Consider the following 12,521-nt stretch of genomic DNA (forward strand, 5'->3'; position numbering starts at 1 on the left):
AGAATTTCCCGATTTCCCAACGCCAGATTGCGGCGTGTCAGTCTGTGTGGGCGATGATTGGCAACACCCTGGGTACTCTTACCGGGATCATCCGCCTATTTGGTACCCTAATACCGAAAGCGGATGCCGATCTTTCTGTTATGATAATGCCATGGCACGTATAGATGCATGCTCTTCTGATCCTAAGCAGATCGGTCCAAACACATGTACTCAAACGACCATTCAGTATAGCTCTGGATGCAATGCATGGTGCTCCGAGTCGTTTTGAGATTTTCTGGCGCTAAGGCCGCACCATGACCGGGACCATTCGCTAGCCGTCGCGCTTCGGCCCTGTGATCGACCAGACGTGGCCGAAGGGATCGCGCAGCTTGCCGTGCCGGCCGTAGAACTCGTCGGCGGCGGGGCGGATCACCGTCGCGCCCTCGCGCTCGGCCCGGGCGATCCAGGCGTCCACGTCATCGACGGCCAGGGCCACGGTGACGGCGGTCCCGCCCAGCTGTGCGGGAGACCGCATGCCGATGGTCCCGTCCGGATCGGGGAATTCGTCGGCCAGGTAGATCGCCCCGCCGTTGGCCAGCACCAGCATGGCGTGGCCCAGCCGGCCGTCGTCCATGTCGTAACGCGCCGTCTCGCGGCCGCCGAAGGCCTTCACATACCAGTCCAGCGCCTCATGTCCGCGGTCGACCATCAGATAGGGGACGACGGGCGGATCGGGTGGGACATAGGTCATTTCACCGGCCCTTGATCGGCGCCCCGATCGACCAGGTGTGGCCGAAGGGGTCCTTCAGCTGGCCGTAGCGGTCGCCCCAGAACTGGTCCGCCAGCGGGAACAGCGGCACGCCGCCGGCCAGGATGGCGCGGTTCCACCATTCGTCGGCGTCGTCGACCTGCAGGTGCAGGGTCACGCCGCGCGGAACGATGTCCTGCTCGCCGTTGTACTCGGGGAATTCGTCGGCCAGCAGGACGCTGGCGCCGTTGATGACCAGGGCGGCGTGCATCAGCCGCTCGCCGTCCTCGGCCAGCATGCGCCGCTCTTCCTTCGCGCCGAAGGCGCGCTGGTAGAATTCGATCGCCGCCTGGCCGCCGCGCGAGGGGATGGTTAGATGGGGGCTGACGCCGGTGGCCGGTCCCTGGGGCTTCGGAGCGTCCGCCATGTCATTCTCCTTGGTGCGCGGCCATAGTAACGCGTGAAAACCGCGACGGTAACGCCTATCTCTGGGCGTCCATGACCGACCTGTTCGAAGCTTCCGGCATCCATCCCCCCGACGCCCCGCTGGCCGACCGCCTGCGGCCGCAGACGCTCGACGAGGTCGTCGGGCAGGACCATCTGCTGGGCGAGGGCGGGCCGATCCGGCGCATGGTCGAGGCGGGCCGCCTGGGCTCCATGATCCTGTGGGGGCCGCCCGGCACCGGCAAGACCACCATCGCCCGCCTTCTGGCCAAGGCCGCGGGCTATCAGTTCCAGCAGATCAGCGCCGTCTTCTCCGGCGTCGCCGATCTGAAGAAGGCGTTCGAGGCGGCCCGCATGCGCCGCGCCGCGGGGCAGTCGACCCTGCTGTTCGTCGACGAAATCCACCGCTTCAACCGCGCCCAGCAGGACGGCTTCCTGCCCTTCGTGGAGGAGGGGATCGTCACCCTGGTCGGGGCCACGACCGAGAACCCGTCGTTCGAGCTGAACGGGGCGCTGCTGTCCCGCTCGCAGGTCTATGTGCTGAAGCGGCTGGACGATGCGGCGCTGGATCAACTGTTGATCCGGGCCGAGGCGATGGAGGGCAAGAGCCTGCCCCTGACGCCCGAAGCCCGCCACGCCCTGCTGGCTTTGGCCGATGGAGACGGCCGCTACCTGCTGACCATGTCCGAGGTGCTGTTCGACCTGCAGGGGGTGGAGCCGCTGGACGTGCAGGCCCTGGCCGGCATCCTGCAGAAGCGCGCGCCCGCTTACGACAAGAGTCGAGAAGAACACTATAACCTCATATCCGCGCTGCATAAATCGGTTCGCGGATCAGACCCCGACGCGGCCCTCTACTGGCTGGCGCGGATGCTGAACGGGGGCGAGGACCCGCTGTATCTGGCCCGCCGGATCGTGCGCATGGCGGTCGAGGACATCGGCGAGGCGGACCCGCTGTCCCTGCTCGTCGCCAATGCGGCCAAGGATACGTATGACTTCCTCGGCAGCCCCGAGGGCGAACTGGCCCTGGCCCAGGCGGTGGTCCACCTGGCCACTGCGCCCAAGTCGGTGGGGGTCTATGAGGCCTTCAAGGCGGCCAAGCGCGCGGCGGCCGAAACCGGCTCCTTCATGCCGCCCGCCCACATCCGCAACGCGCCCACCAAGCTCATGAAACAGCTCGGCTACGGCAAGGGCTACCAGTACGACCCCTCGACGCCGGAAGGCTTCTCGGGCGCGAACTTCTTCCCCGATGAGATGGAACGCCGCGTCTTCTACCAGCCCAAGGGCGAGGGCCACGAGGCCAAGGTCAAGGAACGGCTGGACCGCTGGGCCGAGATGCGGGCGCGGATGCAGGAATAGTCTCACCGTTGCCGTAACGCCGGTTTCGGAGCATTCTCCCGCCGTCACATGACCTTGGGAGGGGACCATGACTGATAGCAATTCAATGACCGTGAAAACGCCCTGGCACCTTTGGCTGGTGGGGGTGCTGTCGCTGCTGTGGAGCGGCTACGGCGGCTACGACTTCATCATGACCACGACGCAGGGCGAGGCCTATCTGCGGGCCTCGGGCTTCGATCAGCCGATGATCGACTATTTCATCGGCATGCCGACCTGGATGTATGTGCCGTGGGCCTTGGGGGTCTGGGGCGCCGTCGCCGGCTCGATCCTGCTGCTGCTGCGTAGTCGCTGGGCGGTCTGGGCGTTCGGCCTGTCCCTTCTCGGCGCGGTGGTCAGCCTGGTCCACGGCCTGATGAATCCGATGCCGCCGCTGCCCGAGGCGATGGCGATCATGCAGTACATGCCGTGGGTGATCGTCGTCATCGCGCTCTTCCTGGCCTGGTACGCCTGGACGATGCGCAAGCGCGGCGTGCTGCGCTGAGGAACCCGGGGGCGGGCTCGCGCCTTGCCCCAGCATGACCTTCGACCTCAGGATCGGCACGGCGGGCTGGAGCGTTCCGGCCGCCGTCGCCGACCGTTTTCCGCCGCCGGGCACGCACCTGCAACGCTACGCCCGCGGCATGAACGCGGTCGAGGTCAACACCAGCTTCTACCGCCCGCACCGCCGTCAGACCTGGGAGCGCTGGGCCGCCTCGACGCCGCCGGACTTCCGCTTCGCGGTCAAGGTTCCGCGCCTGCTGACCCATGATCAGAGGCTGGCCGATCCGGACGTCGGGCTGGATCGCTTCACGGCCGAGGTCTCCGGGCTCGGCGAGCGATTGGGCGTCCTGCTGGTCCAACTGCCGCCGTCGCTCGGCTTCGACGCAGCCATGGTCGAGGATTTCTTCAAGTCCGTGCGGGAGCGGCTCGACGCCCCCGTCGCCTTGGAGCCCCGCCATCGCGACTGGTTCTCCAACGAGATGGACGGCTGGCTGGCCGAGCGCCGGATCGCCCGCGTCGCCGCCGACCCGGCGCCGCATGTGGGCGCGGACCGGCCAGGCGGCTGGCGTGGCCTGACCTACTACCGCCTGCATGGGGCGCCGCGGATCTACTATTCCGCCTATCCGCCGGAGGTCCTCGCCGGCATGGCGCGAACGCTGGAGGCCGAGCGCGCCGCGGCGCCGACCTGGTGCATCTTCGACAACACCGCCGCCTTCGCCGCGCTTTCCGATGCCCTGACGGTCGCGGAGGCGGTCGGGCGTTGAGGGCTTGGGCCCAGGTCTTGGGTCTGGGGCGGACTGTGCTAAGCGGTCGGGCATGATCCTGACCGCACCGCGCCCCACCTTGACCCTCGCCGCCGTCTGCCTCGTCGGGCTGGGCGTCCTCGCCCAGTGGCTGCTGGGCTATCGCGTCAGCGCGGGCTCGGCCCAGGTGATGGAGGCGCTGGCCCTGTTCCTCTACGGAACCGCCATCGTGCTGCTGCTGGCCCCGCTGGGCCGGGACAAGGCGCTGATCGCCGGCGCCCTGGCCTTCATCCTGATGGCCTGGGCGGTGCACCTGAACGCCCGCCTGTCGGCCTTCCTCCAGATCGAGGCCGGGGGACAGGTGATCGCCGCCCACCGCATCCTGCTGGCCACCCTGTTCGTCGGCCCCTTCGCCGGGATCATCACCGGCGTCGTGACCGGGCTGATCGCCCGCTTCGAGCGCATCCGCTGGACGCCGCGCCAGCCCGCCTCGTGACCACCCGCGCCCCCGTTTCCCTGACCGAGGACGAGATCGCCGCCGTCCGTTCGTGGGTGATCCTCGAGGACGAGCACGTCATCGCCTTCAACAAGCCGTCCGGCCTGTCCAGCCAGGGCGGGCGGATCCAGGCGCATACGCTGGACGACCTGCTGTGGGCCTTCATGCGCTCGAACGGCAAGCGGCCCGAGCTGGTGCACCGGCTCGACCGCGACACCTCCGGCGTCATCCTGGCGGCCCGCACCAAGCCCGCCGCCGGCTTCCTCGGCAAGGCGCTGCAGGCGCGGCGGTTCAAAAAGACCTATCAGGCCCTGCTGTCGGCGGCGCCCGAGCCCCGGGCCGGGACCATCGACACGCCTCTGCTGCGACAGGAGGTCGGGCGTGAAAGCTATATGCGCGCCGTCAGCGCCGACACGCCGGGCGCCCAGGCCGCCCTGAGCCGCTACCGCACCCTGTCCGCCTCGGAGGACGGAGCCCTGGTCGAGCTGGACCCGGCCACCGGGCGGATGCACCAGCTGCGGGTCCACATGGCCTCGATCGGGCGACCCCTGGCCGGGGACGTGCGCTACGGCGGCGCCCTGACCTTCGCCGGCCGCGCGGCTCCCCGGCTGATGCTGCATGCGTCCAGGCTGGTCTTCCCACACCCGTCGGGGGGCTATGCGACGGTGGAAGCGCCGCTGCCGGACGATTTCGAGACGCTGAAGGCGGCGGCGGGGCTCTCGTAGCGTCAGCCGCCGTGACAGGAACCACTGCGTCCCGCTACGGTTAAACTCCGGAAGCCTCGGAGCCTGTCATGAAGCGCCTTGTCCTGCCCCTCGTCCTCGCCGCCGGTCTCGGCCTGTCGGCCTGCGCCAGCCTCGCCCCCTACGGCGCCCAGATGGGGCCGAACGGGCAGGGCTATTCCGAACAGCGGATCGAATCCAACCGCTTCCGCGTCACCTACAACGGCGTGGGCGCGCCCGGGCCGGTGGCCGACTACGCCCTGCTGCGCGCGGCCGAGCTGACCACGGCCGAGGGCTATGACTGGTTCGAGGTCACCCAGCGCTGGACCGACGGCCGTCCCGACAGCGCGGGCGGCATGCGCCCCAGCGTCGGCGTCAGCTACGGCGGCGGCCGCTACTCCAGCCCCTATGGCCGCTATTCCTCGTCCGGCGTGGGCGTCGGCGTCGGCCTGAACTTCAGCGGCCCGTCCCCGACCTCGACCTCGCTGGAGGTGGTCATGGGCCGCGGCCAGCGCCCGGATCGGCCTGAAGCCTATGACGCCCGCGGCGTCCGGGACGCGCTGCGGCGGTAGGGGCTAGCCCCAGCGTCAACGCCCCCGCGTTAGCGCCCGGTACTCCACCAGCCGCTCCTTGTCGCGCCGCACCTGGTCGGCCACGGCGTTGTCGACGTCCAGCGAGGCGTACCGGACCCAGCCCTCCACGCCCAGCTTGTCCTGGATGGCCGCCACCGGCGTGCGCCAGCGGAAGTAGGACAGCCAGCTGACGCCCAGACCCAGCGCGACGGCCACGGCCTGCAGGGCGCGGAACGCGCCTGCGTCGGCCGGAGCGGGCTCCAGCAGGAACAGGACCAGCCAGACCACGAACACCAGCGGCGTCATGATCCGCTGCGCCCAGCGCATCCAGTAGCGCTCGCGGCGGACGCGCCACAGCTCCATCTGGACGTACTTCTCCAGGTACTCCATCCGCGCGCCGATCCACATGGTCAGGCGGGTCAGGTACAGGGCGCGCTGGCCCCAGCCCTTGCCGTCCATCTGGTATTGGGTCTCGGCCTGGTCGGCCATGGCGCGGGCGCTGGTGAACAGGTTCTGCAGCTCGCGCGTCCGCGTCACGATCTCGCGCGACAGTTCGTAGGAGTCGTTCTCCAGCTGGAAGCGGTACTGGATGAACAGGATCGCCTGCGCGGCCCAGAAGACGCCGACCACGGCCAGCATGGAGGCGAAGGCCAGGCCCAGCCCCATCGGCGGCGAGCCGGTCCAGGTCGAGAACCAGGTCGGCCCCAGCGTCGCCAGCAGGGTGAAGGCCGCCAGGGCGGCCAGCTGACTGCCCCGCTTGACCGAGACGTGCACCACCAGCGCGCGGAAGACGCGGCGGCCGTAGTCGTGGATCAGCTTGCGGATGTCGCTGTCGACCGGGAAGCGTTCCTCGATCTGGCGGCTGAACAGGACGTGGAAGCGGTCCGGCTTGCCCTCGCTCTCCCAGAAGGGGAACAGGTCCAGCGGCTGGTTGAAATATTCGTCGATGTGGGTCGAGACCGCGGCCACCGAGGCCGGGTCGTACGAGAAATACTCGCTGTCCTGGATCGGCCGCAGGATGCCGTCGGCGCTGCGCAGGGGCGGGGCCGAGGCGTGCGACGTCGGCTGCGGAATCTCGCGGTTCGGGCTGTCCTGCGCGCCCGGCGGCGGCGGGTTCGGCGCGGCCTGCAGGCGCTGGTCATGCCCATGGCCGCCGTGCCCCCCGTCGAAGGGCGAGGCGTGCGGGTCGGGCGCGTGGTTGTGATCGTCGTGCGACATGGCGCTTCGGCGGTCCTGTGAGTCTGGCTGCCCGGCACTATGGCAGATCGCGCCGCCGGGCGGACGGCGTTCTCTCACGACGCGAAGCGCCGCCGTTCGGGTATCGCCGTTAACCCTGTCGTCCGGCAAGTGAAGTTTCGGTCAGAACGGGTACCGCGCCATGGCGGCGGCGCACGCCAGCAGGACGACCAGCAGCAGCGCCTGCAGGTTCAGCGCGCCGACGACCCGCTTGCGCTCCGCGATCAGGGGCTGGAAGCCGGCGTCGGCCCGCGCGGCCTTCGCCCAGCGCAGGAAGGCCATCGTCGGGCCGATGGAGATCAGGCCGATCAGGACAAAGGTCGCGATCTTGGCCCAGAAGAAGGGATTGTCCTGGTAGAAGGCCCAGCCCTTGCCGCCCCAGACTGCACGGCCGATCCCGACCAGCACGATCAGCGTGGCCGTCCCGCCGTAGCCGCCGTCCAGCCGGGACAGCCGCTTGATGTCGACGACCGGCGCGCCCGCCAGCACCCGCTCGATCGCCAGCATGGCGACAAGGCCGAAGACCAGGATGTGGTGGACGATGGCGAGGATCAGGTCGGTCATCAGGCGTCTCCCTTCGCAATGCCGCAAACGGGGTTATAAGCCCCGGATCATGACACGTTTTCTGATCGTTGCAGCCGGGGGCGCGCTCGGCGCCATGGCCCGCTACGGGCTGGGGCGTTGGCTGCCCACGACGGCCGGGTGGCCGTGGCCGACGCTGACGGCCAATGTCGTCGGCGGCCTGCTGATGGGATTGCTGACCGGCTGGCTGGCCTTCCGGGGCGGGGCCCACGGCGAGACTCTCCGCCTGTTCGCCGCCGTCGGCGTGCTGGGCGGCTTCACCACCTTCTCGGCCTTTTCGCTGGAGACGGTCCTGATGATCGAGCGCCGTCAGTTCGCCATGGCGTCCGGCTATGTCGCCGTTTCGGTGGCCGCTTCGGTCATCGCCCTGTTCCTCGGCCTGATGCTGGCCCGCCGCGCTTTCGGAGCCGCACTTTGACCGACGAGACCCCCGATGCTCCCGCCGAGGCCCCCAAGCGGGAGGTCCTGACCATCTATGTGGCCGAGGCCGAGGACGGCATCCGTCTGGACCGGTGGTTCCGCCGGCGCTGGCCGCACCTGTCCAACATCCAGGTGCAGAAGATGGCCCGCAGCGGCCAGATCCGCGTCGACGGCGCCCGCATCAAGCCCGAAGGCCGCCTGACCGCCGGCGCCGCCGTGCGCGTGCCGCCGATCCCCGACGACACCTCGCGTCAGGCGGGCGATGCCCACACCCTGTCGGAACAGGACATCCGCTTCGCCAAGTCGCTGGTGATCTACGAGGACGACATGGTCATCGCCCTGAACAAGCCGCACGGCCTAGCCGTGCAGGGCGGCACCAAGACCAGCCGCCACGTCGACCGCCTGCTGGGCGCCTGGGGCGAGGGGATGGAGCGGCCGCGTCTGGTGCACCGCCTGGACCGCGACACCTCGGGCGTCCTGTTGCTGGGCAAGGGGCCGGAGGCGGCCAAGCGGCTGGCCGGCGCCTTCGCCCGCCGTCAGGCCAAGAAGACCTACTGGGCCATCGTCATCGGCAACCCCAAGCCGTCGGCGGGCCAGATCGACATGCCGCTGAAGAAGACCGGCATCAACGACTTCGAGATGATGCGCCCGGCCGAGCGCAAGGATCCGCGCGCCGAACCGGCCGAGACCGCCTTCGCCACCATCAGCCGCGCCGCCCACCGCGCCGCCTGGATGGCGCTGCGCCCCTTCACCGGCCGGACCCACCAGCTGCGCGCCCACATGGCCGCCATCGGCCATCCGATCCTCGGCGATCCGAAGTACGGCGACGAGAAGTCCAGGGAGCTGTCGGGCGGACTGAAGCTGCAGCTGCACGCCCACCGGATCGAGCTGGACCACCCGTCGGGCGGCAAGCTGATCGTCGAGGCGCCGCTGAGCCCCGAGATGAAGGCCGGCTTCGCCCACTTCGGCTTCGACCCGCATGAGGGGGCGGGGGAGGACCCGTTCGAGGGCGTGAGGCGGCAGCGATGAGCCGCGACAGCATCGTCAGGCTGAAATGACGCCGTCGCCGCGAGATCCCCAGGCCCTGGTCGAGCGCCTTGCGGCGGTGGCCGCGCGCCCGACCAGTGCGGTCGCGGAACACAATCTCGCGGCCCTGCTGGGCGACCTGGGCCGCTCCGCGGACGCCGAGGCCGCCGCCCGCCGCGCCTTTCTTAAAGGCGGCGACGCGCCCGAAACCTGGCTGGTCCTGGCGCGCGCCCTGGTGGCGCAGAACAAGCACGACGATGCGGACGCCGCCTTCCGCGAGGCGCTGACGCGGCGGCCCGGCTATATCGACGCCGTCCGGGATCTGGCCCAGCTCATCTGGATGCGCACCGCGGACGGCGAGCCGGCCATGGCGCCGGTGCGCGAGGCGCTGGCGCGGACCCCCGCCGACCGGGCGCTGCACCTGCTGCGCGCCACCCTGATGGAATATACGGGCAGCGACGCCCGAACCGTCTGGCGAACCCTGACCGGGGCGCCGGGACCGGACCATCCGGAGGTCGAGCTGGCCGCCGCCCACGCCGCCCTGTCCTTCGATCCGGACCAGGCCCTGACCCACGCCCTGAAGGCGGTCGCCCTCGCGCCGGGCGACCTGCGGGCCTGGCTGCGGCTGACCGAGGTGCGGCTGGCCCGGCGTGAGGCGGACGAGGCCCTGGCCGTGATCGAGCCGCTGGCGGAACGCGTCCCGGCCGATCAGAGCGTCCTGTCCCTGCTCGGCCTCGCCCGCCGGCTGGCGGATCGCCCCTGGTACGACGCCGACCTCGTGCGCGGCCACGTCATCGATACGCCCGCGGGCTGGCCGGACCTGTCGTCCTTCCTCGCCAACCTGGCCGTATCCCTGCGGCGGCTGCACGGCCTGCGGACCCATCCGGTCGGTCAGAGCCTGCGCCACGGCACCCAGACCGCCGTCGATCTGAAGGCCAGCGACGATCCCGTGATCCAGGCCTTCCTCGGCGCGGTCCAGGGCCCGATCACCCGCCATGTCGCGGGTCTGGGCGCCGGCTCCGATCCCCTGCGCAGGCGCAACACCGGCGCCTGGCGCATGGCGGGCTGCTGGTCGGTCCAGCTGGCGCCTGGCGGCTTCCACGCCCCCCATGTCCATCCCAACGGCTGGCTCTCCTCGGCCTGCTATGTCGAGCTGCCGGCCGCCGTCGATGCGGGCGGCCACGAGGGCTGGCTCGGCTTCGGCGGCGCGCCTTTCGCGCCCGACGTCTTCCCGCCCGTGCGCTTCGAGAAGCCCGAGCCCGGCAAGCTGGTGCTTTTCCCCTCCTATCTGTGGCATGGCACCGTCCCGTTCACGGGCGATCGGCCTCGCCTGACCATCGCCTTCGACGTCGTACCCGCATGACCTTCTCCTCCCGCCCGCTCGCCGTCTTCGATATCGACGGCACCCTGGTCGACAGCCGTGCCTCCATCCACCGCGCCGCCTGCGAGGCCGCGCGCGACATGGGCCTGCCCGAGCCGGACTATGACCGCGTCCGCATGATCGTCGGCCTGTCCCTCGACCACGCCATGGCGGTGCTGGAGCCGGGCCTGGACGCCGAGGGCCTGGCGCGCTTCGTCGCCGGCTTCCGCGCCAGCTTCAACCGCATGTACGCCGAGGGGCATGAGGAGCCGCTGTACGACGGAGCCATGGACCACCTGCGCCGCCTGCACCGCGACGGCTGGCGCCTGGCGCTGGCCACCGGCCAGAACCGCCGCGGCGTGGCCCGCAACCTGGCGCGTCAGGGCTGGGCCGAGATCTTCCTGTCGTCCCACTGCGCCGAGGACGGGCCGGGCAAGCCGGATCCCGCCATGCTCCACGCCGCCATGGCCGCCTGCAACGCCGACCCGGCCTCGACCGTCATGATCGGCGACACCGCCCACGACGCGACCATGGCCGTCAAGGCCGGCGTCCTGCCGCTGGGCGTCGCCTGGGGCTTCCACACGGCCGAGGAACAGATCGCCGGCGGCGCGCGTCATGTGGCCAAAAGCTTCGGCGAACTGAACGTCGTGCTGGACGGCTTCGCCCGCAGCTACGCCTGATTTCGAGATACACGATGAGCCACATTCCCCCCCTCGATCCCATGGTCGCCGCCCGCAAGGGCTTCCGCGAATCCGAGGAGCGGCTGAAGCGCTTCTGGAAGACGGTCGATGTGGCCGAAGGGGAGGGCGGCTGGAGCGTCCTGCTGGACGGCCGCGCGCCCAAGACCCCGGCGCATGCGAAGCTGACCCTGCCGACCGAAGCCGCCGCCCGCATGGTCGCGGACGAATGGGCCGCCCAGGGCGAGTTCATCGAGCCCGGGACCATGCCCGCCACCCGCCTGGCCTCCACCGCCATCGACCGTGTCAGCCAGGTGCGCGAGGCCGTCGCCGACGAGGTCGCCGCCTACGCCGGCTCGGACCTGCTCTGCTATCCGGCCGAGGCGCCCGGCTCGCTGGTCGAACAGCAGGCGCGCGAGTGGACCCCGTGGCGCGACTGGGCCCGCGAGCTGGGCGTCCCGCTCCAAGTCGCCGAAGGCCTCCTCCACACGGCCCAGGACCCCGCCGCCGTCGCCCGCGTGCGCGAACTGGCGCTGGAGCTCGACGATTTCGCCCTGACCGGCCTGGCGGCGCTGGTCCCCCTGCTGGGCTCGGCCGTGCTCGGGCTGGCGGTGCTGCGCGGGGCGCTGTCGGGCGAGCTGGCCTTCGACCTGTCCCGCATCGATGAAGCCTTCCAGGAAAGCCGCTGGGGCGTGGACGAGGACAACGCCGCCCGCACCGCCTTCCGCCGCGCCGAGGCCGTCCTGTTCGACCGGTGGTTCCGGGCGCTGGAAGGCTGACTTTCCAACTCGGAAAGTTTTCACTTGCCAATCCGGAAAGTCTGCGTCAGTTTCCACATCGGAAAGTGAGAAACACGCCATGACCGACGACCACCAGACCCCGACCGAGGCGCTCGCCGCCATTGAGAAGTCCCGCCGCGCCGTGCACGACCGCGTCGCCACCGGCGGCTGGCGCTACGACCTGACCTATTCCGCTCTCATGGCCGGCATGGTCGGGGGGCAGGCCTTCGACGCGCCGTTCAACGTCGTCGCGAGCACTGTCGGCTTGATGGGACTGGTGGTGATCTTCCAGAAGGAGACCCGCCGCACCGGCCTGAAGCTGACCGGCGTCTCGCCCAAATGGGCGCGCTGGGTGGCCATCGGCATCGGCCTGCTGTTCGCCGCCTGCATCGTCGGCCTGGCCATCGTGCGGCGCATGTCGCCGGAGACGCCGGTTCCGTTGATCGCCGCCATCGCCGCCGCCGCCGGCTTCATTGTCGCCCTGATCGGCTCGCGCCTGTGGCGCCGGGTCTATCGCGCCGAGATGAGGCTGGACCGTTGAGGCCCGCGCCCCGTTTCGACGCGGCCATCCACGCCCCCGGCCGGCTGCAGATCTGCGGCATCCTGTCGGCGGCCGACGAGGCCGAATTCGCCATGATCCGCGACACGCTAGAGGTCTCGGACTCGGTCCTGTCCAAACACCTCAAGGCGCTGGAGGAGGCGGGCCATATCAAGCTGCGCAAGGCCGCCGCCGACGGCCGCCAACGCACTTGGGCCAGTCTGACGGCGGCGGGGCGGACGGCCTTCGCCGGCCATGTGGCGGAGCTGCAAAGGCTGGCGGGGATCGCGGGCGAGTAAATAGTGAGCAAGGGGTGAGCAAGTG

Annotated in this window: 17 protein-coding genes; 13 read left to right on the forward strand and 4 right to left on the reverse strand. The window is 70.2% G+C overall.

The genetic code is table 11. The features are described 5' to 3' along the window. Positions 1-310 precede the first annotated feature (310 nt). Both AC3WRV_RS07555 and AC3WRV_RS07560 read right to left on the reverse strand, forming a co-directional pair. A complete protein-coding gene (locus AC3WRV_RS07555) occupies positions 311-730 on the reverse strand; it encodes a VOC family protein (RefSeq protein ID WP_492312755.1) in 420 nt (139 codons plus the stop codon). Position 731: 1 nt separating this feature from the next. Further along, positions 732-1,154, reverse strand: coding sequence for a VOC family protein (locus AC3WRV_RS07560; protein WP_492312756.1), 423 nt, complete (start codon positions 1,152-1,154; stop codon positions 732-734). Positions 1,155-1,225: 71 nt separating this feature from the next. Between AC3WRV_RS07560 and AC3WRV_RS07565 the strand changes: the two genes are divergently transcribed. From AC3WRV_RS07565 to AC3WRV_RS07590, 6 genes are all read left to right on the forward strand, one after another. Further along, positions 1,226-2,527, forward strand: a complete 1,302-nt coding sequence (locus AC3WRV_RS07565; RefSeq protein WP_492312757.1) for a replication-associated recombination protein A — start codon at positions 1,226-1,228, stop codon at positions 2,525-2,527. Positions 2,528-2,594: 67 nt separating this feature from the next. Continuing rightward, a complete protein-coding gene (locus tag AC3WRV_RS07570) occupies positions 2,595-3,047 on the forward strand; it encodes a hypothetical protein (RefSeq protein WP_492312758.1) in 453 nt (150 codons plus the stop codon). Positions 3,048-3,081: 34 nt separating this feature from the next. After that, positions 3,082-3,810 (forward strand): DUF72 domain-containing protein, encoded by a 729-nt coding sequence (locus tag AC3WRV_RS07575; RefSeq protein WP_492312759.1) that lies wholly within the window; start codon positions 3,082-3,084, stop codon positions 3,808-3,810. A gap of 52 nt (positions 3,811-3,862) precedes the next feature. Continuing rightward, positions 3,863-4,285 carry a hypothetical protein gene (locus AC3WRV_RS07580; protein WP_492312760.1) on the forward strand — a complete coding sequence of 141 codons (423 nt, stop codon included), beginning with the start codon at positions 3,863-3,865 and terminating at the stop codon, positions 4,283-4,285. Next, the gene (locus tag AC3WRV_RS07585; protein ID WP_492312761.1) at positions 4,282-5,010 is read left to right on the forward strand and encodes an RluA family pseudouridine synthase; all 729 of its coding nucleotides are present in this window, start codon (positions 4,282-4,284) and stop codon (positions 5,008-5,010) included. Before AC3WRV_RS07580 ends, AC3WRV_RS07585 begins: the two co-directional genes overlap by 4 nt. Before the next feature lie 68 nt (positions 5,011-5,078). Then, entirely contained in the window at positions 5,079-5,579 is a 501-nt protein-coding gene (locus tag AC3WRV_RS07590; RefSeq protein ID WP_291835386.1) for a CC0125/CC1285 family lipoprotein, read from the forward strand. Between the two features lie 15 nt (positions 5,580-5,594). Here AC3WRV_RS07590 and AC3WRV_RS07595 read toward each other — a convergent pair whose 3' ends face one another. After that, entirely contained in the window at positions 5,595-6,797 is a 1,203-nt protein-coding gene (locus AC3WRV_RS07595; protein ID WP_492312762.1) for a hypothetical protein, read from the reverse strand. A gap of 141 nt (positions 6,798-6,938) precedes the next feature. Then, positions 6,939-7,379: a DUF2214 family protein gene (locus tag AC3WRV_RS07600; protein ID WP_492312763.1), complete on the reverse strand. Its 441-nt coding sequence runs from the start codon at positions 7,377-7,379 to the stop codon at positions 6,939-6,941. A gap of 49 nt (positions 7,380-7,428) precedes the next feature. On the opposite strand from AC3WRV_RS07600, the gene crcB reads away from it, so the two are divergent. The 7 genes from crcB (at position 7,429) to AC3WRV_RS07635 (ending at position 12,496) form a co-directional block, all read left to right on the forward strand. Further along, positions 7,429-7,815 (forward strand): fluoride efflux transporter CrcB, encoded by a 387-nt coding sequence (gene crcB, locus AC3WRV_RS07605; protein WP_291835378.1) that lies wholly within the window; start codon positions 7,429-7,431, stop codon positions 7,813-7,815. Continuing rightward, positions 7,812-8,846, forward strand: coding sequence for an RluA family pseudouridine synthase (locus AC3WRV_RS07610; RefSeq protein WP_492312764.1), 1,035 nt, complete (start codon positions 7,812-7,814; stop codon positions 8,844-8,846). Before crcB ends, AC3WRV_RS07610 begins: the two co-directional genes overlap by 4 nt. Positions 8,847-8,871: 25 nt before the next feature. Then, a complete protein-coding gene (locus AC3WRV_RS07615) occupies positions 8,872-10,206 on the forward strand; it encodes a putative 2OG-Fe(II) oxygenase (RefSeq protein ID WP_492312765.1) in 1,335 nt (444 codons plus the stop codon). Beyond that, positions 10,203-10,883, forward strand: coding sequence for an HAD-IA family hydrolase (locus AC3WRV_RS07620; protein ID WP_291835367.1), 681 nt, complete (start codon positions 10,203-10,205; stop codon positions 10,881-10,883). Before AC3WRV_RS07615 ends, AC3WRV_RS07620 begins: the two co-directional genes overlap by 4 nt. A 14-nt stretch (positions 10,884-10,897) precedes the next feature. Then, a complete protein-coding gene (locus tag AC3WRV_RS07625; protein ID WP_492312766.1) occupies positions 10,898-11,659 on the forward strand; it encodes an ATP12 family chaperone protein in 762 nt (253 codons plus the stop codon). A 79-nt stretch (positions 11,660-11,738) separates the two neighbouring features. Then, entirely contained in the window at positions 11,739-12,200 is a 462-nt protein-coding gene (locus tag AC3WRV_RS07630) for a hypothetical protein (RefSeq protein WP_291835361.1), read from the forward strand. Next, on the forward strand, positions 12,197-12,496 hold the full coding sequence (locus AC3WRV_RS07635) for a winged helix-turn-helix domain-containing protein (RefSeq protein WP_291835358.1): 300 nt from the start codon (positions 12,197-12,199) through the stop codon (positions 12,494-12,496). Before AC3WRV_RS07630 ends, AC3WRV_RS07635 begins: the two co-directional genes overlap by 4 nt. The last annotated feature ends 25 nt before the right edge of the window (positions 12,497-12,521 follow it).

The sequence above is a fragment of the Brevundimonas sp. EU05-FHT14B11 genome (assembly GCF_058790835.1).

Bases quoted from the DNA above. Each gene is read 5' to 3' on its own strand.
- AC3WRV_RS07595 (WP_492312762.1), bottom strand. From the start codon at position 6,797: ATGTCGCACGACGATCACAACCACGCGCCCGACCCGCACGCCTCGCCC.
- AC3WRV_RS07575 (WP_492312759.1), top strand. From the start codon at position 3,082: ATGACCTTCGACCTCAGGATCGGCACGGCGGGCTGGAGCGTTCCGGCC.
- AC3WRV_RS07555 (WP_492312755.1), bottom strand. From the start codon at position 730: ATGACCTATGTCCCACCCGATCCGCCCGTCGTCCCCTATCTGATGGTC.
- AC3WRV_RS07600 (WP_492312763.1), bottom strand. From the start codon at position 7,379: ATGACCGACCTGATCCTCGCCATCGTCCACCACATCCTGGTCTTCGGC.
- AC3WRV_RS07570 (WP_492312758.1), top strand. From the start codon at position 2,595: ATGACTGATAGCAATTCAATGACCGTGAAAACGCCCTGGCACCTTTGG.
- AC3WRV_RS07615 (WP_492312765.1), top strand. From the start codon at position 8,872: ATGACGCCGTCGCCGCGAGATCCCCAGGCCCTGGTCGAGCGCCTTGCG.
- AC3WRV_RS07625 (WP_492312766.1), top strand. From the start codon at position 10,898: ATGAGCCACATTCCCCCCCTCGATCCCATGGTCGCCGCCCGCAAGGGC.
- crcB (WP_291835378.1), top strand. From the start codon at position 7,429: ATGACACGTTTTCTGATCGTTGCAGCCGGGGGCGCGCTCGGCGCCATG.
- AC3WRV_RS07590 (WP_291835386.1), top strand. From the start codon at position 5,079: ATGAAGCGCCTTGTCCTGCCCCTCGTCCTCGCCGCCGGTCTCGGCCTG.
- AC3WRV_RS07630 (WP_291835361.1), top strand. From the start codon at position 11,739: ATGACCGACGACCACCAGACCCCGACCGAGGCGCTCGCCGCCATTGAG.
- AC3WRV_RS07580 (WP_492312760.1), top strand. From the start codon at position 3,863: ATGATCCTGACCGCACCGCGCCCCACCTTGACCCTCGCCGCCGTCTGC.
- AC3WRV_RS07620 (WP_291835367.1), top strand. From the start codon at position 10,203: ATGACCTTCTCCTCCCGCCCGCTCGCCGTCTTCGATATCGACGGCACC.
- AC3WRV_RS07560 (WP_492312756.1), bottom strand. From the start codon at position 1,154: ATGGCGGACGCTCCGAAGCCCCAGGGACCGGCCACCGGCGTCAGCCCC.
- AC3WRV_RS07565 (WP_492312757.1), top strand. From the start codon at position 1,226: ATGACCGACCTGTTCGAAGCTTCCGGCATCCATCCCCCCGACGCCCCG.